The sequence below is a fragment of the Acinetobacter sp. YH12126 genome (assembly GCF_013418745.1).
GTDB classification, from domain to species: domain Bacteria; phylum Pseudomonadota; class Gammaproteobacteria; order Pseudomonadales; family Moraxellaceae; genus Acinetobacter; species Acinetobacter amyesii.
This window is the reverse complement of the sequence record NZ_VPBM01000002.1, coordinates 221343-244936: the sequence shown is the minus strand read 5'-3', so window position 1 is coordinate 244936 and position 23594 is coordinate 221343. Positions and strand designations below refer to the sequence as shown.

Here is a 23594-nt window from a genome sequence, read left to right as displayed (position 1 = left end):
CTTAACCGTAGAATTTTTTGTTGTTTGCAGCCATGTCACGCAACATTTGTGGCGCTTCATAAGCCTTACCTAAATACGCATATTTGTCGCAAAGCGCTACGTATTCAGCGACACCTGTTTGGTCGATGTAACGGCATGGACCACCACGGAATGGAGGGAAACCTACACCCATGATCATCGCCATATCTGCTTCAGCAGCCGTTGCAACGATGTTGTCTTCTAGACAACGAACAGTTTCGTTACAGAACGTCAGCATCATACGGTCAATGATTTCTTGAGCATCAAATTCACGTTTTTCCGCAGTTGCAACAGAAGCCACAAGTTCGTAAGCCACAGGATCAACCACTTTGGCTTTCTTACCTTTACGGTCAAGTTCGTATTTGTAGAAACCAACGTCATTCTTTTGACCCAAACGTTTTGCTTCATACATCGTTTGAATTGAACCTTTGAAGTCAGGCTTCATACGGTCAGGGAAACCTTCCGCCATTACTTCTGCACCGTGTACGCCTGTGTCGATACCCACAACGTCGATGAGGTAAGCAGGACCCATTGGCCAGCCGAATTTTTCCATCACTTTATCAACTTGCTGGAAGTCAGCACCGTCTTTCAGTAGAAGGTCAAATGCACCAAAGTAAGGGAACAATACGCGGTTCACCAAGAAGCCCGGGCAGTCATTGACTACGATTGGGGTTTTACCCATTTTCTGAGCAAGAACCACAGTCGTTGCGATTGCCTCAGCAGATGTTTTCTCACCACGGATCACTTCAACCAATGGCATCATGTGAACTGGGTTAAAGAAGTGCATACCTACGAAGTTTTCAGGACGCTCTAGGTTTTCAGCCAAACGTGTGATTGAAATGGTTGATGTGTTAGACGCAATGATCGTGTTTTCACGAACATTCTTCTCAGTTTCAGCAAGTACGATACCCTTAACTTTAGGGTTCTCTGTAACTGCTTCAATCACGATGTCCACTTCTTTAAACTCGTCATAGCTTAAAGTCGGACGGATGCGCGCAAGAGTTTCACCCATTTTCGCCGCAGTCATTTTTTTGCGATCAACTTGTTTAGTCAACAATTTGTTCGCTTCAGACATACCTAACGCCAATTGTGGGTTACCAATGTCTTTCATGATGATTGGTGTGCCTTTGCTTGCCGCTTGGTAAGCAATACCACCACCCATGATACCTGCGCCTAGTACAGCAGCTTGGTTGACAGGGTGAGCACCTTTTTCATATTTCTTCGAAGTTTTCTTCACAATTTGGTCGTTAAGGAATAAACCAATTAACGCACCTGCTTGTGGAGTCACAGCCGCTTTAGCAAAACCTTGCGCTTCGATTTTCAATGCTTCATCACGTGGAAGGCTTGCACCTGCTTGTAATGAGTCTAGAAGAAGTTTTGGCGCTGGGTATTGAGCAGGATTTGCTTTTGCAAGAACTGCACCTTTCGCTGTATTGAATGCCATCATTTGTTCAAGCATGTTCAATTTAACAGGATCTAATTTTTCTTGACGTTTTGCTTTCCAGTCTACACGGCCAGCAATTGCTTGTTTCACAAGGTCAATTGCAGCGTCTTGTAGTTTGTCTGCAGCAACAACTGCATCAACAGCACCGTCTTTGAGCGCAGCAGCCGGCTTTTTCGGTGCAGCCATTGCCATCCATTCAACCGCATTGTCGATACCAATCACGCGGCTTAAACGAACCGTACCACCAAAACCAGGGTAGATACCCAGTTTGATTTCTGGAAGGCCAACTTGTGCAGCTTCTGACATCACACGATAGTCACACACTAAGCACATTTCAAAACCGCCGCCCAATGCCATACCATTGATTGCAGCAACTTTAGGAACGTTTAGATCTTCAAACGCATTGAAGATGTCGTGAACAGGCAATGCCCAATCCACAATCGCTTGTTCGCCTTGAGCGAAGTTGTCACCGAATTCAGTGATATCTGCACCCACGATAAATGTAGATTTACCTGAAGTAACGATTAAACCTTTGATGTCACCGTTTGCTTTAACAGCGTCAATTGCAGCTTTAAAATCTTCAATTGTTGCGCGGTTAAATTTGTTGACCGACTCACCTTGTAAGTCAAAGCGGAATTCTGCAATTCCGTCCGAAAGCATTTGGACGGTAATGGCATTGCCAGCGTGGATCATGCCTGATCTCCTTTATTTTGGAGGACTTCTAAGTTGATGTTGTGAAGCGAGTACGCGGTTCCTGCGTACACTTTATGCCTCGCTAATCTTACGATAACTATATCTAAAAAGAACATAACAAGTTGTATCAAGCCGTGACGCTAGGGTCATCAAAATTTCTTTTGGAAATAGACTTTGGATCTGCCTTTAATCGCTATCGCTCTAATTAAATATGTTGAAGCTTATGTTTCAGTTCACATTTTTTTATAAATGTAAGCTATAGATTGAGATGCGAAAGAAAAATTCAAGAAAAAAGCAAGTATATTTTTCGGCAGAATGGTCAATTCACTTTTAACATTGTCATCCATCTTTGCTGAGACACAGTGTTCTATGCTGCTTATTTAGGCATCACTGAGCACTATGCTATACTCGCCGCGTTCTCAAAAAAGTTAATTTTTCATTAAGCACAATGCTTATTAGCACGAGGTCCTCATATGATTAAGTGGATTATCCTGGCGGTCTTTGTCATTTCTGCGTTTTATATCCAGCAACGCGGTAAAGTCCGTCATTCATTTTATCGTCAGTTTTTTGATCATTCGACATTGCTCGCACCGATCAATTTTCTCATGTACATGTTTTCAAAAGTGCCGAGTCAACCCTATATCGACACGCAGCATTTTAAAGATTTAAAAGTCTTAGATGAAAACTGGGAAATGATTCGTGATGAAGCCAAGGCCTTGTATGAAAAAGGGGGCATCAAAGCATCGAGTACTTATGATGACCTTGGATTTAACTCGTTCTTTAAAACAGGTTGGAAACGCTTTTATTTAAAATGGTATGACTCAGCTCATCCTTCGGCTGCTGAACTTTGCCCAAAAACTACGGCCTTGTTAAAAAATTTACCCACTATTAAAGCCGCGATGTTTACTGAGTTGGCGCCCGACAGTCGTTTAGTTCGTCATCGTGACCCCTATGCAGGTTCGTTGCGTTATCACTTGGGCTTACTGACGCCCAATGATGACCGTTGTTTTATTGATGTCGATGGTCAGCGGTACTCATGGCGTGACGGCGAGAGTGTGGTGTTTGATGAAACTTATATTCACTATGCTGAAAATAAAACGGATCAGAACCGGATCATTTTCTTTGCAGATGTTGAACGGCCATTAAAGTCAAAGTGGATGGAAGCTTTTAACCATTGGTTTGGTAAAAATGTCATGACTGCTGCAAGTTCACCGAATGAAAGCGGTGATAAAACAGGTGGTTTAAATAAAGTATTTGGCTATGTCTATCAAATTCGCATAAAAGCCAAAGCCTTGAAAAAAACCAATCGTTCACTGTATTACTTTTTAAAGTGGTTCCTGATGTTGGGGCTGTTCTTCCTGATTTTTGTACGTCCATATTTATTTTAAAAGTGGAATAAATATCGAAAAAATGCGCCCTTAGGGGCGTTTTTTTATGCTGACAGTCAGTGAAATATCAGTTATCTTGCAAGCAGAATAAAAATAATTATGCAGAGCAAATCAGCTAAATACAGGAATCGTGTTAGCCAAAATAAGCCAGAATCAGAATAAGCCAGAAAAAATGAGCCAATAGACGAGGAATATGATGTTGACGTCCGAACTTAAGCCCATGCAAAACCGTTGAGCTGAAAGAAAAGCGTCATCATCAATGATAGCCAAAACCCAAAGGTGAAAACGGTGGAAGCTTTGCATGCAGGCATGAAGACCTACTGCATAGAAACCCTGTGTAAACGCCTGAAGGGATTGATTTGGCGGGAAGGGTATCCGATTCATGAAAGCAACCAACCAAACATTGATGCATCAAATGCATATTTCGATGCAAGATATAGAACGACGTAAACAGTTGCTTGGCTTGACTGATTTAGAGCTGGCGGAACTGGCTTCGATTGGTGGAATTGTGGCGCCAATACTCGACAGTATGGTCGATGAATTTTATGAAAATCAGACCTCAATTCCAGAAATTGCCACTTTGATTGGTGATCTTGATACCTTGAAGCGTTTGCAACGCGCGCAGCATCAATATTTATTGGATTTATTTTCCGGGCGCTATGACAGCGCGTATGTGAATAACCGTTTACGGATTGGTTTGGTTCATAAGCGTATAGGTGTAGAGCCGAAATTGTATCTCTCTGCGGTGCATACCCTAAAGACCATGTTGTTTCGCTTAATTCAGCGTACCTTTAATGATACGGAACAATATCAGCGGATTATTAACACCTTGGAAAAGCTCTTTATGTTCGACACTACATTGGTGGTGGAAACCTATGTGTGGAGTTTGATTAATGAGGTGAAGATCTCCCGTGAAAAAATGGAACAGTATGCGCATGCGCTAGAGTTTCGTGCACAAGAAATGGAAGAACTTTCACAGCGCGATCCATTAACAGGACTGTTAAATGTCCGGCATTTATCGACCTTATTGACCAGTATTTTATATACCGCACAGCGTAATCATGAACCCGTAACAGTAGTGTTTATTGATATCAATGATTTTAAAAAGATCAATGATGAACAAGGTCATCCACGTGGAGATCAGGTACTACAAACGGTTGCTGCGGCCATAAAGTCGGTTGCACGTTTAGATGATCATTGCTTCCGTTATGGCGGAGACGAATTTTGTTTGGTCTTGCCGGGATGTAGTGAAAAGCATGTGGAAGCGAGTTTTATCCCGCGTTTATTAGAAGCGGTGGCTGAAATGGAAGCAGGCTTAAGTTTAAGTATTGGGCTCTGTCAAACAGACCATCAGCAAGGCTATATAGATGCCATGAGCTTGGTACAACAAGCCGATGCTAAAATGTATCAAGAGAAAAAGAATTATAAACGTTTGCAGGAACAACCTATGTCGAAAGAAGCGTGATTCGAGCGTAAAGAACGCCAAAAATGACAATTGATGAATAGCGGTACTTGAGCGAAATGGTTCTCCATATTCTTGAAAATAATGTGATAAATACGCTTATTTCCTGCAAAAATAAAAGCTGAAATAGCAGATGCATCCTTCAAAATCTTGTATAGAATAAAAGCAGTTGATGGGGGATAAGATGCAAGTTTTTCGTTCAAAAAAAGATTGGTGGGTGGTGGCGTTTATTGTTTGTATGAGCGGTTTACTCATTCAATTATTACTCACCATGCAAGCCAAAGGCACGATGCAGCAATATCCTCTTCATACCGCGGTGTATATTTTAACGGTATTACTGCTGTGGTGGCCAATATTCAATACACGTTATCAAATTTCCGCTACAGAATTAAACATCCGTAGCATGTTTCTACATTGGCAGATTCCTTTGCAGAATATCCAACGCATCAGTGCAAGTCAGGATTTATCTGCGGCACCTGCGCTTTCCATTACACGGTTAAAAATTGAATATATACAGAATGGACAACGTAAATTCGTCATGGTTTCACCGAAAGATCCGCAAGCTTTTGCTAAAGCGATTGGTGTTCCAATCCAATAAATATAAGAATGCTGAATAAAGGTATGTGAGCATGCCTTTTAAAGACCAGAGAATTATTTAATAATAACCAATTGTCCAAGTTGTGCATCTAGGTGTATTTTAGTTTGTTCGGGATGATTCAAAAAATACACCGCCAAAATAGGTTCAAGCTCGACCCGCATTTTTCGTGCTAAATGCCGTGCGCCATACCGAATATCATGATTCTGATAAAAATGTGCTTTGGCTGCATCTGTGAGTTTGATACTGCGTTTTTGATGCTGTAGGCGTTGATTAAGTTTTTCCAGCTCAATTTCGACCAAACGAGGTAAAGCATCATCTTGAACGGGTTGATATTGCAGTACACGGTCAATACGGTTAATAAATTCAGGGTCGAATTTACGTTGCATGACTTTTTCAATAATGCTGCTGACTGGCACGCGCTTGAGACAAACCTTCTGTATTTTTTCGGGTAAAAAATTTAACTTATCTAGATATTGCTGTGCCGCTTGTGCACCGACATTGCTGGTCATAAAGACCATACAATTACGAAAGTCGATGGTTTTTGTACCTGAGGTTAGGGTTAATTTTCCGCTATCCAGCACATTCATTAAGCCGCGAAGAACTTCGGTTGACGCTTTTTCCAGTTCATCAAAAAGCACGATGCCCGGTCGGGTATGACTACCTGCAATGGCAACTTCATCAAATAAACTATGGCCTTCTTTCGAGCCGACATAGCCCGGAGGCGCACCAGTAATGGCAGCCGCATAATGTTCCTGTGCGAGCGTGTTCATATCAATGCGGCAAAAGGCATCAGGTCGGCCATAAATCACTTCACTGATTAAACGCACAGTTTCGGTTTTACCAACACCTGTCGGTCCAAGCATTAAGGTTACGGAGAGCGGTCGTTCAGGACTGGAAAAATCAGCCTTGACCACATGCAGCATTTTTTCAATTTCGTCTAATGCTGCTTCTTGTCCAATGATCCGTTGCTTTAAGCGTTGCATAACGTCATGCGGTTCAAAATGAAAACGCGGCTTACCCATCAAACGGTTTTTTTCAGCAGTGCTCTGCGTCGAAGTTGTCGGGTGTACGACATGGATGGCGGGATTGGCGTTCGTCATGCATCATGTTCCTAAAGCGTGATGTTTTGAGCATAGCAAATTTAGAATTTTGCATTAATAGCTTTTAGCAATCAGATCATTGCTATGAGCAACAATAAATTTGCGGGATTGCTTGAAAATGTAGGTAAAAGCATCACATCATGTCAAAGAGCAATATCGAAGACGGAACAAGGCAAAAGTGAACGAAAACGCACGCGAACATATTGAAAAAATTCTTGCCAATATGACGACTCTACCCGGTGTTTACCGCATGCTGGGTAAAGACGGTGAGTTGCTGTATGTGGGTAAAGCAAAGAATTTAAAAAATCGTGTGTCGAGTTATTTTGTGAAAACCATTGAGCATCCCAAAACGCAGGCTTTGGTTGCCCGTATTTATGATATTGAAACGCTAGTAGTGCGTTCCGAAACTGAAGCCCTATTGCTGGAACAAAACCTGATTAAGCTCCATCGTCCACCATATAACATCATGCTGCGGGACGATAAATCTTATGTTTATATCTTTATTTCAGCCGATAAACCCTATCCACGAATTGCCGCAGGGCGAGGCAAAGCCAAGCATCAGGCCGGTAAGTTTTTTGGGCCTTATCCGAGTGCTTATAACGCGCGTGATACTTTGGTGGTGCTGCAAAAACTGTTTAATGTGCGTCAGTGTGAAAATAACTATTTTTCGCAGCGCAAACGACCATGCTTGCAATACCAAATTAAACGCTGTTCCGCGCCTTGTGTGGGTTTGATCTCACCCGAAGATTATAAAGAAGATGTCAATAACTCGATTCGGTTTTTACAAGGCGACACTAAAGAGCTTAATCAAGAGCTGATTGGGAAAATGGAAGCTGCGGCCGAAGCACTCGAGTTTGAAAAGGCAGTGTTTTATCGTGATCGTATGGCACTGCTGCGTGATGTACAAACTCAGCAAGCGATTTATAAAGTCAAAGGCGAGGCAGATATCATTGCCATTGCTTATCAAGCTGGTGTGACCTGTGTGCAAATCATGCATGTGCGCAATGGCAAAATGCTCGGCGGAAAGAGTTATTTCCCTGATATGCAGGGTGATGATCTAGGTCAAATGCTCTCTGACTTCATTGCTAATTTTTACTTTCAGGTGGCAGACGAAATCCCTGCAGAACTCATCATCAATGTCGATATTCCAGATCGCAAAGACATGGAAGATGCACTACATCAGCACTTTGATAAAAAAATTCAAATCAAACATAAAGTGCGTGAAACCCGTGCAGAGTGGCAAGAGCTTGCACAAATGAATGTGCAGCACGCCATTAAAGGTAAACTGGCTGACCATTTTGAATTGAATGAGCGCTTTCATCAGTTAGAGCAAGTCGTTGGGCGGCCGATTGACAGTATTGAGTGTTTTGATATTTCTCATACTATGGGTGAGGCGACCATAGCGTCTTGTGTGGTCTTTGATGCGGGCGGCGCAAGAAAGCGCGACTATCGCCAATTTTCCATCAATGACATTACCGAAGGCGATGATTATGCTGCCATGCGTCAAGCGCTGACCCGCCGTTATAAAAAGCACATGTTGCCCGATTTGTTGTTAATTGACGGGGGTAAAGGTCAATTACACATGGCGATGGAAGTCATGCAAGAACTCGAGCTCGATGCCTTTATGGTCGGGGTGTCCAAAGGTGAGGGGCGTAAACCAGGTTTGGAAACCTTGCACTTTACCGATGGTGAAAAAATCCAATTGCCCGAAGACCATAAAGCCCTGCATTTGATTCAACAGGTTCGTGATGAAGCCCACCGATTTGCCATTACCAAACACCGAGCGAAACGAGATAAAAAGCGCGGCTCATCGGTACTTGAGGTGATTCCGGGCTTAGGGCCAAAACGTCGTCGGGATCTTTTAACCCATTTCGGCGGCATTCAAGGGGTGTTGAAGGCTTCTGAACATGATCTAAAACTTGTACCGGGTTTAGGTGATGTGATGGCGCGCACCATTTATAAAATCCTGCATGAATAGCGCGAACTAAGCCCAATCGATGACGGGTCAATCCTGAATTTGCCAAAATGATCATTGACGCATGAGTCACTGATCATTCACATCATTTAATTTTTATACAATGATATAAAAATCAAAAATATGATCAGGGATGATGATGTCACTCGCACAGTTGTATCAACATATTGAACACAATGAATGGGTTGAGATTCCAGAAGGATGGTTGCAAGGACGTACGATCTATGGCGGCTTAGTGGCTGGCATGATGATGCACAAAGCCGTTGCCACCATTGCCGATCCGCAGCGACGTTTACTCAGTTGTAATGTGACCTTTGTTGGGCCAGTACAATTGGCGCCCGTGCGTTTAAGTGCTGAAATTTTAAGACAGGGCAAATCCGTCACCACTATCGAAGTTCGACTTTGGCAAGATGATGCCGTACAAAGCATTTTATTGGCGAGCTTTGGTGTTCCACGTGAATCAAGCATTGCCGTCAATCAGGAGCGTCAAGCACCCGATTTTCCTGAAGTGAGCAGCTTAAAGATTGCCGAACATCATCCACTTGCACCCCAGTGCTTTCAGCAAATGGATTTGGTCTGGGTAGATGGGCAGTATCCATGTACAGCAAGTCAAAAGCCTGACTTTAGTGGTTGGATGCGTTTTAACCCAGAACGTCATGATAACCGTAAGATGACTGTTGCTGACCTAATGGTCTCGATGGATATGTGGCCGCCCGGTGTACTGCCTATGTACAAAACCATGGCACCTGCGAGTTCTTTAACGTGGACATTGACTTATGTACATCCCTTGCAATCAAACTTACATAATTGGTTTAAATATAAAGTATTTACCGATTATGCAGCGGATGGATACGCTACAGAATATGCTCATTTATGGGATGAAAATAACCAGTTGATAGCGATTGCGCGACAGACTGTTACGGTGTTTGCCTAGTGACACTGCGGGGCATTTCGTATAAAGTGAGTGCAACTAACGATGGATAAATCCTCAAATTATTTTGCATTTTCATCGTGCATGAGGGGAAAACTGGGGTGTCTATGACAACAGGTCGAATCCTGAATATTCCTAATATTTTAACATTGGCACGAATTGCTTTAATTCCTGTGTTTTTGTTGGTGGCGTACTGGCCACCTGCAATGGGCGTGGGTGAGCATGCTGCCAGCATGTCACGTCATATATTGCTGACTGCTATTTTTGTGATCGCAGCTGTCACTGACTGGTTTGATGGCTACCTTGCAAGAAGTTTAAATCAGACTTCAGCATTTGGACGTTTTCTCGATCCTGTTGCAGATAAATTGATGGTTGCAACAGCGTTGATCGTTTTGGTGCAATGGCAACCTACCATTTCGATGGCCTTTGCAGCGATTGTAATTATTTCACGTGAAATCACGGTGTCTGCCCTACGTGAGTGGATGGCTGAATTAGGCGCGCGTACCAGTGTTGCGGTTTCAACCGTTGGTAAATATAAAACAGCATTCCAGATGATTGCGATTTCAGTATTTTTGCTAAATTGGCAGCCCCTAGAAATGTTGGCGTATGGATTGCTCTATACAGCCGTGGTTTTAACGTTATGGTCGATGTTTATTTATTTGAAAGCTGCATGGCCGTATTTAAAACAACCTTGATTTAAAAGTAAGTTACTAAAAGCTCCGTGATCGGGGCTTTTTTATTGCCGAGCTTTTAGAAAAAATTGAGGGTTTGTCTAGTTTGAACAGCGCTTCATTTGATTAGAGCTTGAAGTTAAATGTGAGACGTTAGTGCAAATTTTGGATAAAAAAATTCCCAGATTTTGGGGGAAATCTGGGAAGGAAAATCGGGGTTACTTATCGCTATTATGGAAGATGTTTCCATCTTCTTGATTGCTATTATAGGAAAGCAGATTTAGAAATACATGGAGTTTATTGTAGTGTAATGTTGTGTTTTATTGAGAAATGTATCACAAATTTACATTCAGAATTTTTGATACAAATTGGCCAGTAACTTTGGTAGGTTTTGTTTGGATTTAAACGATAAAAATCGATATATGTAATGGAAAAAATACAATTAACATTATTTAAATAATAAGTTCATTTATTTAAGTTTAAATAAAATTGATCAATGGATAAAAGATATTTCAGCAATGATGAAGATCATTTCCCAATGAAAGCTTACACAGACGTCATCTTTGTTTTGCGGAAATAGCAGTGCTCCGAAGCAAAAAAAAGAGTCCTTTCAGACTTTAGTTTGAAATTACGCACTTCGCTTGTCTTGCGTAATTTTTAGAGCAATAAAAAAGAATCCCCAAGATTGGAGATTCTTTTCAATTCAAGCCTACGCGCAGCATAGCTGCTTGTCTTGCGGCGTGGCGGAGTATAAAAATAGGAGCCCCTTTGGGACTCCTTCATGACATTTGAAACTACGCGCTTCGCTTGTCTTGCGTAAAACTTAAAGCAACGCTTTAAGTTTTACTCAGGCTTTAGGCCTTCGGCTTTTTCTAAAGATTCATCATTGCTGAAGAATTTTTCACGTTGCTCTTCAAGGAACTTTTTCGCGTTAGCTTCAAACACGTTTAAACGTTTTTCATTGATCAACGTGGTTTGGTGTTTTAGCCATTCTTGCCAAGCTTGTTTAGATACCGTATCAAACAATTCTTGTCCCTTCGCACCCGGGAATGGTGCAAAGTCTAAACCTTCCATTTCAGCCTGATATTTACGGCAAAAAACTTGTCGAGACATATCAATACTCCATTTAACTTGAAAAAGTTATGCGTAAAGTTTTTCTAAACGTGCGTGTGCGCGTTCAATTGCTGCTTCAACTTGAGCTGGTGCAGTACCACCAATGTGGTTACGTGCATTGACAGATGCTTCAAGTGTTAATGCTTTTTCGAAGACATCGGCCTGAATCAAGTCAGAGAACTGTTGAAGTTGCTCAAGGGTTAATTCTGAAAGATCTTTGCCTTCTTGAACACCGAGAGCAACTGCTTTACCCACAATCTCATGTGCATCACGGAATGCCACGCCATTTTTAACTAGGTAGTCGGCAAGGTCAGTTGCAGTTGAGAAGCCACGCAGCGCTGCTTCACGCATTATGTCAATGTTTGGCACTAGTGCAGGGATCATGTCGGCAAATGCCATGAGTGAGCCACGAACAGTATCGATTGCATCGAATAGTGGTTCTTTATCTTCTTGGTTGTCTTTGTTGTATGCCAATGGTTGACCTTTCATCAGGGTCAATAGGCTCATCAAGTCACCATATACACGGCCAGTTTTACCACGGATCAACTCAGGAACGTCTGGGTTTTTCTTTTGCGGCATGATTGAAGAGCCAGTGCAGAAACGGTCAGGGATGTTCACAAATTTGAACTGAGCCGATGTCCAAAGAATCATTTCTTCTGACATGCGTGATAAATGCATCATGATGAGTGATGCTGCCGCATTGAATTCAATACCAAAATCACGGTCAGATACGGCGTCTAAAGAGTTTTCAGCGACAGCTTCAAAACCTAGTAATTCGGCAGTGAATGCACGGTCAATTGGGTAGGTTGTTCCTGCAAGTGCAGCAGAACCTAAAGGCATACGGTTGGTACGTTTACGGCAGTCGATTAAACGCTCTGAGTCACGTACCAACATTTCAAACCACGCCATTAAATGGTGACCAAAAGTCACTGGCTGTGCAGTTTGTAAATGCGTGAAGCCTGGCATGATGGTATTGGTATTTTTCGCCGCTAAGCCTAGGATGCCTTTTTGTAATTTTTTCAATAATTCTAAAATCGCATCGATTTCGTCGCGAACATACAGACGGATATCGGTTGCAACTTGGTCATTACGACTACGACCGGTGTGTAGTTTTTTACCTGTAATACCGATACGTTGAGTCAAGCGTGACTCAATATTCATGTGCACATCTTCTAGGTCAATGCGCCATTCGAAGTTACCCGCTTCAATTTCTGCTTTAATGGTGTTTAAGCCATTAATAATATCGTCACGCTCTTGTTCAGTTAGAACGCCAACTTTTGCAAGCATGGTTGCATGTGCAATTGAACCTGCAATATCTTGTTTATAAAAGCGTTGGTCAAACTGTACAGATGCTGTAAATTCAGCAACAAAAGCGTCAGTAGCTTCGGAAAAACGACCGCCCCACATGCCTGAAGTTTGGGCTTGTGACGGATTTGAGGAATTAGAAGATGTGGTCATGTCGGCTCAATAAGATAAAAAGCATAGAACTGAGCAAGAGTATAGCAAATTCGAACCCAGTTGCCGAAGGGCAAGTTGATCAAACTTTTAGACAGGGTTTAGGTCTATGACAATTTCTGTATTTTCAGGAAAAATGGGCCGTTGGCACTATCTGTGGGAGCTGTTTCTTGCGGGCAATATCTTGGCTTTGGTTTTGGTCTTGGCACAAGCTCAATCGTGGCAAGCCTTAAGTGTTTCCAGTGTCATGCAGCATGTGTTGTTTATTAACTGGATATTATTGGCATTTGCAGCATTTTCAGAGCTTTTGCAGAGCAAGACGCGTGGTTTAAGCATGAAAATGCTCATGTTTAGCGGGTTTGTTTTATTGCAAGCTTTGGTGTTATTCACCACCATAACTTTAAATGTTTTGATCTATTTTGGTGAAAATTTCAGTTTAGCTGGTTTGAGTGCAGACGTTTTAACTGCTGGTGTGGTTTTAAATCTGAGCTATGGGGTATTACTTGGGGCATTTTGTTTTCGATATTTATATTTAAGAGAACAGTGGGGTCGACAACATCATAGTGAATTAAACTCACGCATTCAGGCTATGCAAGCTCGGATTCATCCACATTTTTTATTTAATAGCTTAAACAATGTGATTAGCTTGATTGCGATTGACCCAGATAAAGCGGAGCAAATGCTACTGAATTTATCTCGATTGTTCCGTGCAAGTTTTCAAGAATTGAAGTTGGTAAGTCTCAAAGATGAGATCGATCTGTGTCAGCGTTATTTGGCCATTGAACAAATGCGTTTAGGTGATCGGCTTAAGGTGGAGTGGAAACTAGAAGGTATTGAACAATACGCTCAAGTACAAATTCCACTATTAACTTTACAACCTTTATTAGAAAATAGTATTTTTCATGGAGTTGAAAAGATTTTGACAAAGAGTACGATAAATATATTGATTGAAATATTACAAAATCAAATTAATATCGTTATTACAAATCCCTATACACAGGATACAATTAAATTACGTCAGGGGAATGGTATTGCCATCGAAAACGTGAAACAGCGACTTGAGGCATATTATGGTCAGCATGTCACTTTTCAAACCTACGCAGGCGAGGGAATGTATACGACTGTGGTGCAATATCAATATAAATAGAAATCTCAGTTGACCAATAAAAATAAATGACGTTAACGAGATAAGGAGGAGAAATGGACATCCTAATCTGTGATGATGAGCCTCTAGCAGTAGAGCGATTGTCACGTTTAGTCACTCAACTTGGACATCAAGTGGTTGCGAAAGCTTCACATGGTCAACAAGCGATTGACTTGGCTCAAAGCCTCGAGCCTGATGTCATCTTACTAGATATACAAATGCCTGAAATGGATGGGTTGACTTGCGCGAAATTGTTGCGTGAATTAGACCCCATGCCCGCTATTATTTTTTGCACTGCATATGATCATCATGCACTTGATGCATTTAAATCGAATGCAGAGGGATATTTACTAAAACCGGTTATGCAACAGGAATTGCAGCAGGTTTTAGATCATTTAACTAAATTAACCCAAGCTCAATTGAGCACGATAAAACAAAAAGAAAATATGGACGAAATTAAAATCAGCCGCCATCAAATCGCGGCAAAGACCTATCGTGGTGTAGAGTTGGTACCTGTGGAAAATATTTACTATTTTCTTGCAGATCAGAAATATGTCACTGTTCGGCACAAAAATGGCAGCGTACTCATTGATGAAACGCTGAAAGATTTAGAGCATGAATTTGGTGATCGTTTTATACGCATTCATCGCAATGCCTTGGTGTCTGTGAGCTTTTTAGATGGTTTGGAAGTCGTAAGCTCGGGGCAATATCAGGTGCGTTGTCGAGATTTGGAAGAACGTTTGGCGGTCAGCCGTCGACATTTACCGAATTTGCGTGAGCGAATACAAAAATTATAGGGCAAGGGTCAAAGTACATTGCGAATTAAGCTTGCATTTTCAACTGAGCAAGTTAAGTTTAGAATAATAGCCCTATAGACTGTATTTTAAAATTTATGAATATCCTTAAGATCGCAACTCGACAAAGCCCGCTTGCACTTTGGCAGGCGGAACATATTCGTGCACGCTTAGAAGCACTTCATGCAAATTTGAAAGTTGAGTTGGTGACCTTTGTGACCCAAGGTGACAAGATTCTAGATACCCCTTTAGCCAAAATTGGGGGAAAAGGATTATTTGTAAAAGAATTAGAAGCGGCGTTGTTGGATGGTCGTGCAGACTTGGCAGTTCATTCGATGAAAGATGTGCCAATGGCTTTGCCTGAAGGTTTAAGTTTGGCCGTGATTTGTGAGCGTGAAGACCCATTAGATGCTTTCGTTTCAAATACCTATAACAGTTTTGATGATTTACCACAAGGTGCGAAGGTTGGGACATCGAGCTTGCGCCGCAAATGCCAAATTTTAAAACAACGTCCTGATCTTGAGATTATTGATCTGCGTGGCAATGTGGGTACGCGTTTATCTAAACTTGATGCGGGCAACTATGATGCGATTATTTTGGCCAGTGCAGGGTTGAAGCGTCTGGGTTTAGGAGAGCGTATTCGTCATACTCTTGAGCCTGTTGTGAGTTTACCTGCAGTTGGACAAGGTGCATTGGGCCTAGAATGTCGTAGCCAAGATCAAACTGTATTGGATTTAATTTTGCCCTTAATGCATACAGAGACCAATGCCTGTGTACGCGCAGAACGTGCATTTAATGCATATCTAGAAGGTGGCTGCCAAGTACCGATTGCAGGTTATGCAACCTTAGAAAATGGTCAGATTCATTTGGAAGGTCGTGTCGGTAGTGTTGACGGTCAAACCTTGTTGAAAGCACAGCAAGTAGGTTTTCCTGAACAAGCTGAACAGCTCGGTGTCAAATTGGCACAAGACTTGTTAGCCCAAGGTGCAGGTGAAATTTTAAAGGCACTGTATTAATACATGCTTTTTATCAATACACGTCCAGCAGATCGTGCAACGCAGCTTAGCTTGACGCTGCGCTCTGCGGGTGTCGCTGTGGTCGAGCTTCCATTACTTGAGCTCAAGCCACGGGCATGGTCAGAAGCATTGGCAGCGTGCTACGCCCAGTTGAGTGCTGCTGATGTATTGGTTGTGGTGAGCCCCTCTGCGGTTACCTTTGGAATGCAAGGTTTGCGTAAGGCAGGCATTTCACTTGATCAGCTCGAACATATTCAATGGGTTGCAGTCGGTGATGCAACTGCAGCAAAGCTGGCTGATTATGGCATTCACAGTGTCGTACCGCAGGTGGAAACCTCGGAGGGAATGCTCACCTTAAGCCATTTAGAACAATTAGAGGCCGGGGCTTGCGTTGCATTTTGGCGCGGTGAAGGTGGTCGTCAATTTATGATGCAGCAGTTGCTAGCACGTGGCATTCAGATTCTCAATTTTGTGCTATATGAACGGCATCTACCGGAAGAGACCACTCAAAAAGTAAAAACACTCATTTCTGAACATCAGTTGTCATCTCCATATTGTATGTTGATCACCAGTGAGGCCAGTTGGCTCAATTGGCTTGACCTGATTCAGTCGCATTTATCAGTACTGCGCCATGCACATTTTTTAGTTTTAGGTGTAAGGTTGTTCGAGCTACTTGAGCAAAGTCGTATAACACTGAACAAAGATTTTAAAATTATTCAACTCGAAGATTTAAACGCGACACACATATTGCAGCATGTGCAAGTCGTGCAGGGAAATACATGAAGAAGTTGTTTGTCGTTGTGGTCATTGTCGCCGTACTTTGGTTGGCTAAACTCAGTTTTGACCTATTTCAAGTCAATGCTCAACAAACCGAACTGATGCAACAGCAAACTTTATTGCAACAGCGCAATGCAGGTTTGAATGATCAGGTCGTGGCTTTGAAACGCCAGTTGAGCGGCACAACGACCGAGATGTCGGCTTCAACGACATCGAATGCTTCGATTGCTGCTGAGGCGACCCATAGTATTGAGCCGATGTTGGTTGTGGGCCAGCAACTTGATTTGGTTGAATTTGCCATGCAGCAACAACAATTTGCTGTTGCTTTGGAAAAATTAAACCAATTAGACCAACAATTAGATCAGTTGAGCTTGGCACCTGCACTGCGCATGAGTTTGCATCAGGTAATTCAAAAAGACCGTGAAACCTTAAAGCAATATGTGACAGAGCGTCAGTTGCAGTCTGATAAAGTGAAAAATACTCTGCAATCGATCGATCAATTGTTAGAAAAAGAAATATTAAAGCCCTATAGTTCAAAAGAGCAGCAAAAAGGTCTTTCTTTTTGGCAAAAATGGATTCAAGTCGAATCAGTCGAACAACCGAGTCCCGTATTAATGCAGCGTAGCTTGGTATTAAAAGAAATGCAGTTACGTTTAATTTTGGCTCAGCAGGTTTTAAATCAAGGACAATATCCTCAATTTCAACAAGAAATCACTGAAATTATTAAAATTATGCAGCAATTGCCAGATGCTTCATTAAAACTGATACGCCAACGTTTAGAACAATTAAAGGACATTCCGGTTATTTCTGTACCGCTATTAAATACTCGGGCACTCATAGGATAATCGACTATGAAACATATTTTATTGGCCTATTTATTTATTAGCTTATTGGTTGTTGCCATTATTAGTTTGCTGAGTTTTGGACATGGTGCAGGCTATGTCTATTTATACTGGCGTGAATGGCAAGTTCAATCTAATATTTGGTTTTTAGCATTATTGCTGGCATTACTGAGTTTAGTCGTGCAAATGCTTTGGTATGCGGTTAAACGCTATTTAAGTCGAGAACAGCGTAAAGCTGAAACAGTCTTTAGTTTTAATAAACTACATCCCTATGAGCAATTGGCTGTCATTTGGCTTTTAAATGCTGCGCAAGATCAAAAAAACTTTATTCAGCAAGCTTTTACTGAGTCTGGATTATTAAAAGGGGTGATCGATGCGCGTTTATATTGGATTCAGCAGCAATATGAAACAGCATTAAATGCATTAACTCAGACCAATCCAATGGCTTTTGAACTTGCAGAATTGCAACGGATTGAAATTTATTTATCTCAACAAGAGGGTGAAAAGGCTTTAACGCATCTTGAATTTTTAAATCAACATGAACTATCGCCATGGTTGCAAAAAGTCAGTAGTGCCTATGAGCAGCGCCTAACCACGCTATGGGGCATGTTTGCGTTGCAGTTTCCTTGGTTGTATTTGCGTTCGACACGTTATGGACATTTAGATGAGCTGACAAAACAAGCTTGGTTGGAACAATTATTATCAGCGTTTGATCAAGCTGATGTCGATGACTTACAGCATTTAAAGCAGCGTTATTTGGATTTGCAAGATCAAATTACAGAGCGTAAATATGCGGTCAAGGTGCTTTGGTTAAAAGTCTTGTCTCGTATGCCAGAGATGAGTCAGGAGCATGAGCAATTGGCCATTCATTTGCTGGAACAGCAATTTAACAAAGAAGTGTTCTTTTTGTGGTTCCAGCAAAAAATGCTGAAGCAAAACCCTGACTATGTGGCTGTAGAACAGCAGATTCAACGTTGGGAAGAAAAGTATCCTGCGCTGCCTGTTTTTAGTTTTGCAAAATGGAATATTTACCAAGCGACAGCACGTCAAGCTGAAGCAGATGCATTGTTAGAATTATATCCAAATGATGTATTAATGAGTTATTTACGCATCAAGTCAGCCTTAAATCAGCAGGATGACTTGATCAAACAATTAAATTTAATATTTGAAAATAATGCCAATTTTATGGAAATTCGAATATAAGGACATTATATGCGAGAAGATTTAGCTCAATATTCATTGGTTCATACTCAACACGTCGCTTGGGGGGATATGGATGCTTTTGGTCATGTAAATAACGTGCATTATTATCGTTATATGGAAAGTGCGCGGATTGGTTATTTAGATCAGTTGGATATATTTGATCAGTCTGTGGTTACGGTTGTGGCTTCAAGCCAATGTAAATATTTAAGCCCCGTGGTTTATCCTGATATTTTAAAAGTGGCAACGCGCGTTGAAGAGTTAAGGAATAGTGCATTTCGTATGAGTTATATATTATGGAGTGAACAGCAACAAAAAATCGTTGCAACAGGCGATGCAGTTATTGTGTGCGTGGATAAAACTACCCTACAAAAAACTTCAATTCCAGAAAGTATAAAGACCAAAATAAAAGCTTTAGAGATTTCAGTGGGAAATAATATTTAAATACAATTTAACTTTATATATTTTAATGAGTCGTGTTAAAATATTGTAGTAAAATGAAAGTTATTTATTGAATAAAAATTTTATTATAATATTATGAGCGAGTTTTCATAAGCATTATTAAAATGAAATTTCGGAGTTAAAGATTATGCCTGATATTAGTAATTTATCAGTTGAAGAGTTAAAGAAGCTTCAAGTAGAAGCTGAAGCGCTGATTGCATCTAAAAAAGATCAAGCGATTGAAGATGCGTACAACCGTATTGTTGAAATTGCAGAAAATTTAGATTTAAGCGTTGAACAAATCCTTGAATTTGGTTCAAGCAAACGTAAAAAATCAACTCGTAAAGCTGTTGAGCCACGTTACCGTAGCAAAACTAATGCAGATGACACTTGGACTGGTCGTGGTAAACAACCACGTTGGTTAGTGGCTGAGTTAGAAAAAGGCGCGAAACTAGAAGACTTCTTAATTTAAGAACAATTCATGAAATCGTCATATCCTGAGTTCAGGATAATTAAACCAGGCAAATGCCTGGTTTTTTTATCTCTTTGAATTGGCTATGCAGAAAAAGTATGCATAATGTGTCTATAAAGAAAAATGTTTAAATGATGGAAAAAAATTGATGGATCGGTTGTGGTGGGATGATCAATAAAACTAATAATATTCGGTGGCTCATTTTTGCTGCGATCAGTTTTTTAATTTTCGTTATGCTGCAAGTACCAGCAGCGTGGCTCATTACAAAGTTTTATAAAAATAACCAAATGCTACATAACGTCAGTGGCAATATTTGGCACGGGCAAGCAGATTGGACACGAGGAAACTTGAAAGGCTCGTTAAACTGGAACACGCGCCCGTGGGATTTGATTTTATTGCGCTTGGGTGCAAATGTTGAAATTCATAGTGGCAATACCAAACTACAAGGTGTGATGGGTTATGGTTTTGGTAAAAGTATTAGTATTAAAAACTTAGAGGGTCAAATTGCCCCTGAAACCTTAAAAAGTTTTGCCGATTGGCAATGGCCAACGAATGCCATTCAATTAAAAGATGTGCAGTTTAAATATAAGCCACAACAGGGATTTAGTCGTTCATCAGGTGAGATGCAGTGGGCAGGCGGGGATTTATCCTTTAGCTTTGCACAGCGTCAAGAGTCAATGAATGTGCCTGCCATGTTGGCCCAATTAAAAGATGATAATGGCAAATTGTCGATTGATGTTCGAGATCAACGTGAACAAAAAATGATGAATTTGTCACTTGAGCCAGACCTCATGTTGGATGTGCAATTAACCCAGCGCTTTTTGATGAATGTTGCTTCCTATGAAGGTAAGGCTGGATTAGATACGTATGTGATTAGTTCGCGTCAACCTCTATTGAGTGGGGTGAACTGATGGCTGACTATTTAGAAAAAATCCGCGAGATCAATTGGAAGCAAACAGATCGACTTGCACCTGTGGTCTTGGTTTTAATAATTTTGTACCTGTGCTGGAAGTTAGCCGCTTTATTTTGGTTATTGATTGCACCGCCACAAGCCATGCAGTTAGACCGAGTTGAATTGGGTTCACAGCAAACGCAAGTTCCTAATATTAGCTCTTTTGCCTTGTTTCAGGAAAACCGCAGTTCAGCAGCTGACGCGCAGTTAAATATGGTGTTACAAGGTGTGGTGGTTGGACAGCCAAGTCGCTACTCGTCGGCAGTGATTAAGGTCAATGAGAGTTCAGATCGCTACTTGGTTGGAGAAACCATTCAAGGTTCATCATATCAACTGGCTGAAGTTTATTGGGATAAGGTGATTTTAACGCAGGGTAATGGTGCACGGCGTGAATTGGCGTTCCAAGGTATTGAAAACGGATTAGATCAACCGATTGTCCCTACAGCCAATGCAACATCAGGCGGATCTTTGCAGAATAACAGCATGCAAAATACAACTGATCCTGCAAATTTAGGGCAAAGCACAACGCAGTCCGCGATTGGTCAGGCCGTACAACGCATGACTGAAAATCGTGAACAATATATGCAGGAAATGGGGGTAAATCCATCAGTTAATGGTGGGTTTGAGGTTTCAAATCGAACACCTGCAGCCTTAAGAAATAAATTGGGTTTGCAGCCGGGTGACCGCATCATGTCTTTAAATGGGCAGGCGGTCGGTGCGGGACAATCTGAGGCGCAATTATTAGAACAAGCCCGCCGTGAAGGGCAGGTGAAACTTGAAGTCAAACGTGGTGATCAAGTGATGACCATACAACAGGATTTTTAGTGATGTCTCATCACTTTATAGGGTTAGGAAACACAGGCGTATATGGCTTTATTTAATAATAACCGTTCAACTTTAGCTGCCTATGCCATGGTGCCCTTGGTTGCTATGGTCAGCACAGCAAGTTATGCACAAACTTGGAAAATCAATTTACGTGATGCAGATCTTACGGCATTCATTAATGAAGTCGCAGATATCACGGGGAAAAATTTTGCAGTTGATCCACGGGTACGAGGAAATGTAACGGTTATTTCCAATAAGCCTTTAAATAAAAATGAAGTCTATGACCTGTTTCTCGGTGTGTTGAATGTGAATGGTGTAGTGGCAATTCCATCGGGCAACACCATTAAACTGGTTCCAGACAGTAATGTAAAAAGCTCGGGCATTCCTTATGATGCGCGCCACCGTGCGTCTGGAGACCAAATTGTCACCCGAGTAATTTGGCTCGATAACACCAATGCGAATGACTTAATTCCAGCCCTACGTCCCTTGATGCCACAATTTGCACATTTGTCGGCAGTGGCAGGGACCAATGCGCTGATCGTCTCAGACCGTGCTAGTAATATTTACCAGCTCGAAACGATTATTCGTAATTTAGATGGAACGGGTCAAAATGATATCGAAGCAGTGACGCTGCAATCGAGTCAGGCCGAAGAAATGATTGGGCTGTTAGAGTCGATGAGTTCGACCGGCGCATCAAAAGACCCGAAAGGGTCACGAATTCGTATTATTGCGGACAATCGAACCAATCGTATTATCATTAAAGGTGATACAGCGACACGTAAGCGTATTCGTAAAATTATTGAAACCTTAGATGTGCCTGCGGCAGATCGATTGGGTGGATTGAAAGTTTTTCGTCTAAAGTATGCAAGTGCCAAAAACTTGTCGGAAATCTTACAAGGCTTGGTCACGGGGCAGGCCGTTTCGAGTACGAATTCATCGAATAGCTCAAATAGCAGCACGATGAACAGCTTAATGAATGATAATAACAGTTCAAATTCACAGTCATTCAGTTCACAAAATAACACCAGTTCAGGTATTAACCTCAACAGCAATAACTCTTCCAATAATACGCAAAACGGTATTTCAAGTTTTAATGCCAATGGCGTCAGTATTATTGCCGATACCACACAAAATGCACTGATTGTGAAAGCAGATCCGCAGCTCATGCGTGAAATTGAATCTGCGATTCAACAGCTCGATATTCGTCGTCAGCAAGTGCTGATCGAAGCGGCGATTATTGAAGTCGAAGGCACGGATACCGATCAACTCGGTGTGCAATGGGCGTTGGGTGATATCAGTAGTGGTATCGGCTTAATTAACTTTGATAACTTTGGTTCGAGTTTAAAAAATATTGCCGCAGGATATTTAACTGGCGGCGCTGCGGGTGCAGGTAGCGCGGTGAGTGCCGGTACTTCTTTGGTCCTTGGTGATTATCGTGAAGGCAGTGATGGTTCACGCAAACTCTATGGTGCGATGATTCAGGCCCTAAAAGAAAAAACCAAATCCAATTTATTATCTACACCGTCTATTGTGACGATGGATAACGAAGAAGCCTATATTGTGGTGGGTGAGAACGTTCCATTTGTGACAGGCTCGGTCACCACCAATGGTGGTACAGCCAATCCATATACATCGATTGAGCGTAAAGATGTCGGTGTAACTTTGAAAGTTGTACCGCATATTGGCGACGGCGGCTCTGTGCGTTTAGAGGTAGAGCAAGAAGTTTCTGATGTAAAAGACAATAAAGGTCAAGCTTCGGATTTGGTTACGACTAAACGCGCGATCAAAACCTCGATCTTGGCAGAGCATGGTCAAACAATTGTGTTGGGTGGTTTGATCTCTGATAATACATTGCATGGGCGTCAATCCGTTCCGGGGCTAGGGGCTATTCCTGTACTGGGTAAACTTTTTAGCTCGGAAGGAAAGTCCAACAGTAAACGCAATTTACTGATCTTTATTCATCCGACTATTGTTGGAAATTCTGCTGATGTGAAGAAAATGTCTCAGCAGCGCTACAGTCAGCTCTATAGTCTGCAACTGGCACTGGATAATGATGGTAATTTTGCGAAATTGCCTGAAAATGTTGATGATGTGTATCAGCAGCGCATACCTGTTTCAAAGGGTATAGCACCAGCCCCTGTGTATAAGACGGTACCCACAGCACCACAAACGACACAGCCAGCGGCAGTGGTCTCCACGCCAGTCGCCATTGAGCCTGCGGTGAAGCGCCAAACCATTACCGTACCGAATGGCAAAGTGGCGGGCATGCCTTAGGTGATACAG

Annotated in this window: 20 protein-coding genes and 1 pseudogene; 17 read left to right on the top strand and 4 right to left on the bottom strand. The window is 41.8% G+C overall.

Annotated elements, in window-relative coordinates:
• Position 1 precedes the first annotated feature (1 nt).
• Complete coding sequence (gene fadB, locus FTU62_RS01190) at positions 2-2155, bottom strand: fatty acid oxidation complex subunit alpha FadB (protein ID WP_180059365.1); 2154 nt, start codon at positions 2153-2155, stop codon at positions 2-4.
• Between the two features lie 473 nt (positions 2156-2628).
• Here fadB and lpxO point away from each other — a divergent pair, with 473 nt between their 5' ends.
• From lpxO to FTU62_RS01175, 3 genes are all read left to right on the top strand, one after another.
• A complete protein-coding gene (gene lpxO / locus FTU62_RS01185; RefSeq protein WP_078190472.1) occupies positions 2629-3543 on the top strand; it encodes a lipid A hydroxylase LpxO in 915 nt (304 codons plus the stop codon).
• A gap of 382 nt (positions 3544-3925) precedes the next feature.
• A complete protein-coding gene (locus FTU62_RS01180) occupies positions 3926-5008 on the top strand; it encodes a diguanylate cyclase domain-containing protein (protein ID WP_180024933.1) in 1083 nt (360 codons plus the stop codon).
• Between the two features lie 181 nt (positions 5009-5189).
• Entirely contained in the window at positions 5190-5603 is a 414-nt protein-coding gene (locus FTU62_RS01175; protein ID WP_180078004.1) for a PH domain-containing protein, read from the top strand.
• 53 nt (positions 5604-5656) lie between these two features.
• Here the strand turns inward: FTU62_RS01175 and FTU62_RS01170 are convergent, their stop codons facing one another.
• The gene (locus tag FTU62_RS01170) at positions 5657-6703 is read right to left on the bottom strand and encodes an AAA family ATPase (RefSeq protein WP_180078006.1); all 1047 of its coding nucleotides are present in this window, start codon (positions 6701-6703) and stop codon (positions 5657-5659) included.
• Between the two features lie 178 nt (positions 6704-6881).
• On the opposite strand from FTU62_RS01170, the gene uvrC reads away from it, so the two are divergent.
• The 3 genes from uvrC to pgsA all read left to right on the top strand — a co-directional run bounded on the left by uvrC (position 6882) and on the right by pgsA (position 10304).
• Positions 6882-8681, top strand: a complete 1800-nt coding sequence (gene uvrC, locus FTU62_RS01165; protein WP_180101553.1) for an excinuclease ABC subunit UvrC — start codon at positions 6882-6884, stop codon at positions 8679-8681.
• A 136-nt stretch (positions 8682-8817) separates the two neighbouring features.
• Entirely contained in the window at positions 8818-9612 is a 795-nt protein-coding gene (locus FTU62_RS01160) for a thioesterase family protein (protein ID WP_180063073.1), read from the top strand.
• Between the two features lie 104 nt (positions 9613-9716).
• Positions 9717-10304: a CDP-diacylglycerol--glycerol-3-phosphate 3-phosphatidyltransferase gene (pgsA, locus tag FTU62_RS01155; RefSeq protein WP_078190467.1), complete on the top strand. Its 588-nt coding sequence runs from the start codon at positions 9717-9719 to the stop codon at positions 10302-10304.
• A gap of 819 nt (positions 10305-11123) precedes the next feature.
• Here pgsA and FTU62_RS01150 read toward each other — a convergent pair.
• Both FTU62_RS01150 and argH read right to left on the bottom strand, forming a co-directional pair.
• Entirely contained in the window at positions 11124-11393 is a 270-nt protein-coding gene (locus FTU62_RS01150; RefSeq protein ID WP_180101552.1) for an oxidative damage protection protein, read from the bottom strand.
• Between the two features lie 27 nt (positions 11394-11420).
• Positions 11421-12851 (bottom strand): argininosuccinate lyase, encoded by a 1431-nt coding sequence (gene argH, locus FTU62_RS01145; RefSeq protein ID WP_171319324.1) that lies wholly within the window; start codon positions 12849-12851, stop codon positions 11421-11423.
• Between argH and FTU62_RS01140 the strand changes: the two are divergent.
• From FTU62_RS01140 to gspD, 11 genes and pseudogenes are all read left to right on the top strand, one after another.
• Positions 12842-13995 (top strand): annotated as a pseudogene (locus FTU62_RS01140) (sensor histidine kinase). The gene argH and the pseudogene FTU62_RS01140 overlap by 10 nt on opposite strands.
• A 53-nt stretch (positions 13996-14048) precedes the next feature.
• The gene (locus FTU62_RS01135; protein WP_078190465.1) at positions 14049-14789 is read left to right on the top strand and encodes a LytTR family DNA-binding domain-containing protein; all 741 of its coding nucleotides are present in this window, start codon (positions 14049-14051) and stop codon (positions 14787-14789) included.
• Between the two features lie 95 nt (positions 14790-14884).
• Entirely contained in the window at positions 14885-15802 is a 918-nt protein-coding gene (gene hemC / locus FTU62_RS01130) for a hydroxymethylbilane synthase (protein ID WP_218948553.1), read from the top strand.
• Between the two features lie 3 nt (positions 15803-15805).
• The gene (locus tag FTU62_RS01125; protein WP_180101548.1) at positions 15806-16585 is read left to right on the top strand and encodes a uroporphyrinogen-III synthase; all 780 of its coding nucleotides are present in this window, start codon (positions 15806-15808) and stop codon (positions 16583-16585) included.
• A complete protein-coding gene (locus FTU62_RS01120) occupies positions 16582-17424 on the top strand; it encodes a hypothetical protein (protein ID WP_180101546.1) in 843 nt (280 codons plus the stop codon). Before FTU62_RS01125 ends, FTU62_RS01120 begins: the two co-directional genes overlap by 4 nt.
• 6 nt (positions 17425-17430) lie before the next feature.
• Positions 17431-18624 carry a heme biosynthesis protein HemY gene (locus FTU62_RS01115; RefSeq protein ID WP_180101544.1) on the top strand — a complete coding sequence of 398 codons (1194 nt, stop codon included), beginning with the start codon at positions 17431-17433 and terminating at the stop codon, positions 18622-18624.
• A gap of 9 nt (positions 18625-18633) precedes the next feature.
• Positions 18634-19065, top strand: a complete 432-nt coding sequence (locus tag FTU62_RS01110; protein WP_180101542.1) for a thioesterase family protein — start codon at positions 18634-18636, stop codon at positions 19063-19065.
• Positions 19066-19207: 142 nt separating this feature from the next.
• Complete coding sequence (locus FTU62_RS01105; protein WP_078190459.1) at positions 19208-19534, top strand: H-NS family nucleoid-associated regulatory protein; 327 nt, start codon at positions 19208-19210, stop codon at positions 19532-19534.
• Positions 19535-19701: 167 nt separating this feature from the next.
• The gene (gene gspN / locus FTU62_RS01100) at positions 19702-20445 is read left to right on the top strand and encodes a type II secretion system protein N (RefSeq protein WP_180101540.1); all 744 of its coding nucleotides are present in this window, start codon (positions 19702-19704) and stop codon (positions 20443-20445) included.
• A complete protein-coding gene (locus tag FTU62_RS01095) occupies positions 20445-21311 on the top strand; it encodes a type II secretion system protein N (protein ID WP_180101538.1) in 867 nt (288 codons plus the stop codon). The genes gspN and FTU62_RS01095 overlap by 1 nt, the downstream gene beginning before the upstream one ends.
• 42 nt (positions 21312-21353) lie before the next feature.
• Positions 21354-23585, top strand: coding sequence for a type II secretion system secretin GspD (gene gspD, locus FTU62_RS01090; RefSeq protein ID WP_180101536.1), 2232 nt, complete (start codon positions 21354-21356; stop codon positions 23583-23585).
• Positions 23586-23594 lie beyond the last annotated feature (9 nt).

Excerpts from the sequence above, each read along its gene's own strand:
- fadB (WP_180059365.1), bottom strand. The coding sequence starts at position 2,155 with ATGATCCACGCTGGCAATGCCATTACCGTCCAAATGCTTTCGGACGGA.
- lpxO (WP_078190472.1), top strand. The coding sequence starts at position 2,629 with ATGATTAAGTGGATTATCCTGGCGGTCTTTGTCATTTCTGCGTTTTAT.
- FTU62_RS01180 (WP_180024933.1), top strand. The coding sequence starts at position 3,926 with ATGAAAGCAACCAACCAAACATTGATGCATCAAATGCATATTTCGATG.
- FTU62_RS01175 (WP_180078004.1), top strand. The coding sequence starts at position 5,190 with ATGCAAGTTTTTCGTTCAAAAAAAGATTGGTGGGTGGTGGCGTTTATT.
- FTU62_RS01170 (WP_180078006.1), bottom strand. The coding sequence starts at position 6,703 with ATGACGAACGCCAATCCCGCCATCCATGTCGTACACCCGACAACTTCG.
- FTU62_RS01160 (WP_180063073.1), top strand. The coding sequence starts at position 8,818 with ATGTCACTCGCACAGTTGTATCAACATATTGAACACAATGAATGGGTT.
- pgsA (WP_078190467.1), top strand. The coding sequence starts at position 9,717 with ATGACAACAGGTCGAATCCTGAATATTCCTAATATTTTAACATTGGCA.
- FTU62_RS01150 (WP_180101552.1), bottom strand. The coding sequence starts at position 11,393 with ATGTCTCGACAAGTTTTTTGCCGTAAATATCAGGCTGAAATGGAAGGT.
- argH (WP_171319324.1), bottom strand. The coding sequence starts at position 12,851 with ATGACCACATCTTCTAATTCCTCAAATCCGTCACAAGCCCAAACTTCA.
- FTU62_RS01135 (WP_078190465.1), top strand. The coding sequence starts at position 14,049 with ATGGACATCCTAATCTGTGATGATGAGCCTCTAGCAGTAGAGCGATTG.
- hemC (WP_218948553.1), top strand. The coding sequence starts at position 14,885 with ATGAATATCCTTAAGATCGCAACTCGACAAAGCCCGCTTGCACTTTGG.
- FTU62_RS01125 (WP_180101548.1), top strand. The coding sequence starts at position 15,806 with ATGCTTTTTATCAATACACGTCCAGCAGATCGTGCAACGCAGCTTAGC.
- FTU62_RS01120 (WP_180101546.1), top strand. The coding sequence starts at position 16,582 with ATGAAGAAGTTGTTTGTCGTTGTGGTCATTGTCGCCGTACTTTGGTTG.
- FTU62_RS01115 (WP_180101544.1), top strand. The coding sequence starts at position 17,431 with ATGAAACATATTTTATTGGCCTATTTATTTATTAGCTTATTGGTTGTT.
- FTU62_RS01110 (WP_180101542.1), top strand. The coding sequence starts at position 18,634 with ATGCGAGAAGATTTAGCTCAATATTCATTGGTTCATACTCAACACGTC.
- gspN (WP_180101540.1), top strand. The coding sequence starts at position 19,702 with ATGATCAATAAAACTAATAATATTCGGTGGCTCATTTTTGCTGCGATC.
- FTU62_RS01095 (WP_180101538.1), top strand. The coding sequence starts at position 20,445 with ATGGCTGACTATTTAGAAAAAATCCGCGAGATCAATTGGAAGCAAACA.
- gspD (WP_180101536.1), top strand. The coding sequence starts at position 21,354 with ATGGCTTTATTTAATAATAACCGTTCAACTTTAGCTGCCTATGCCATG.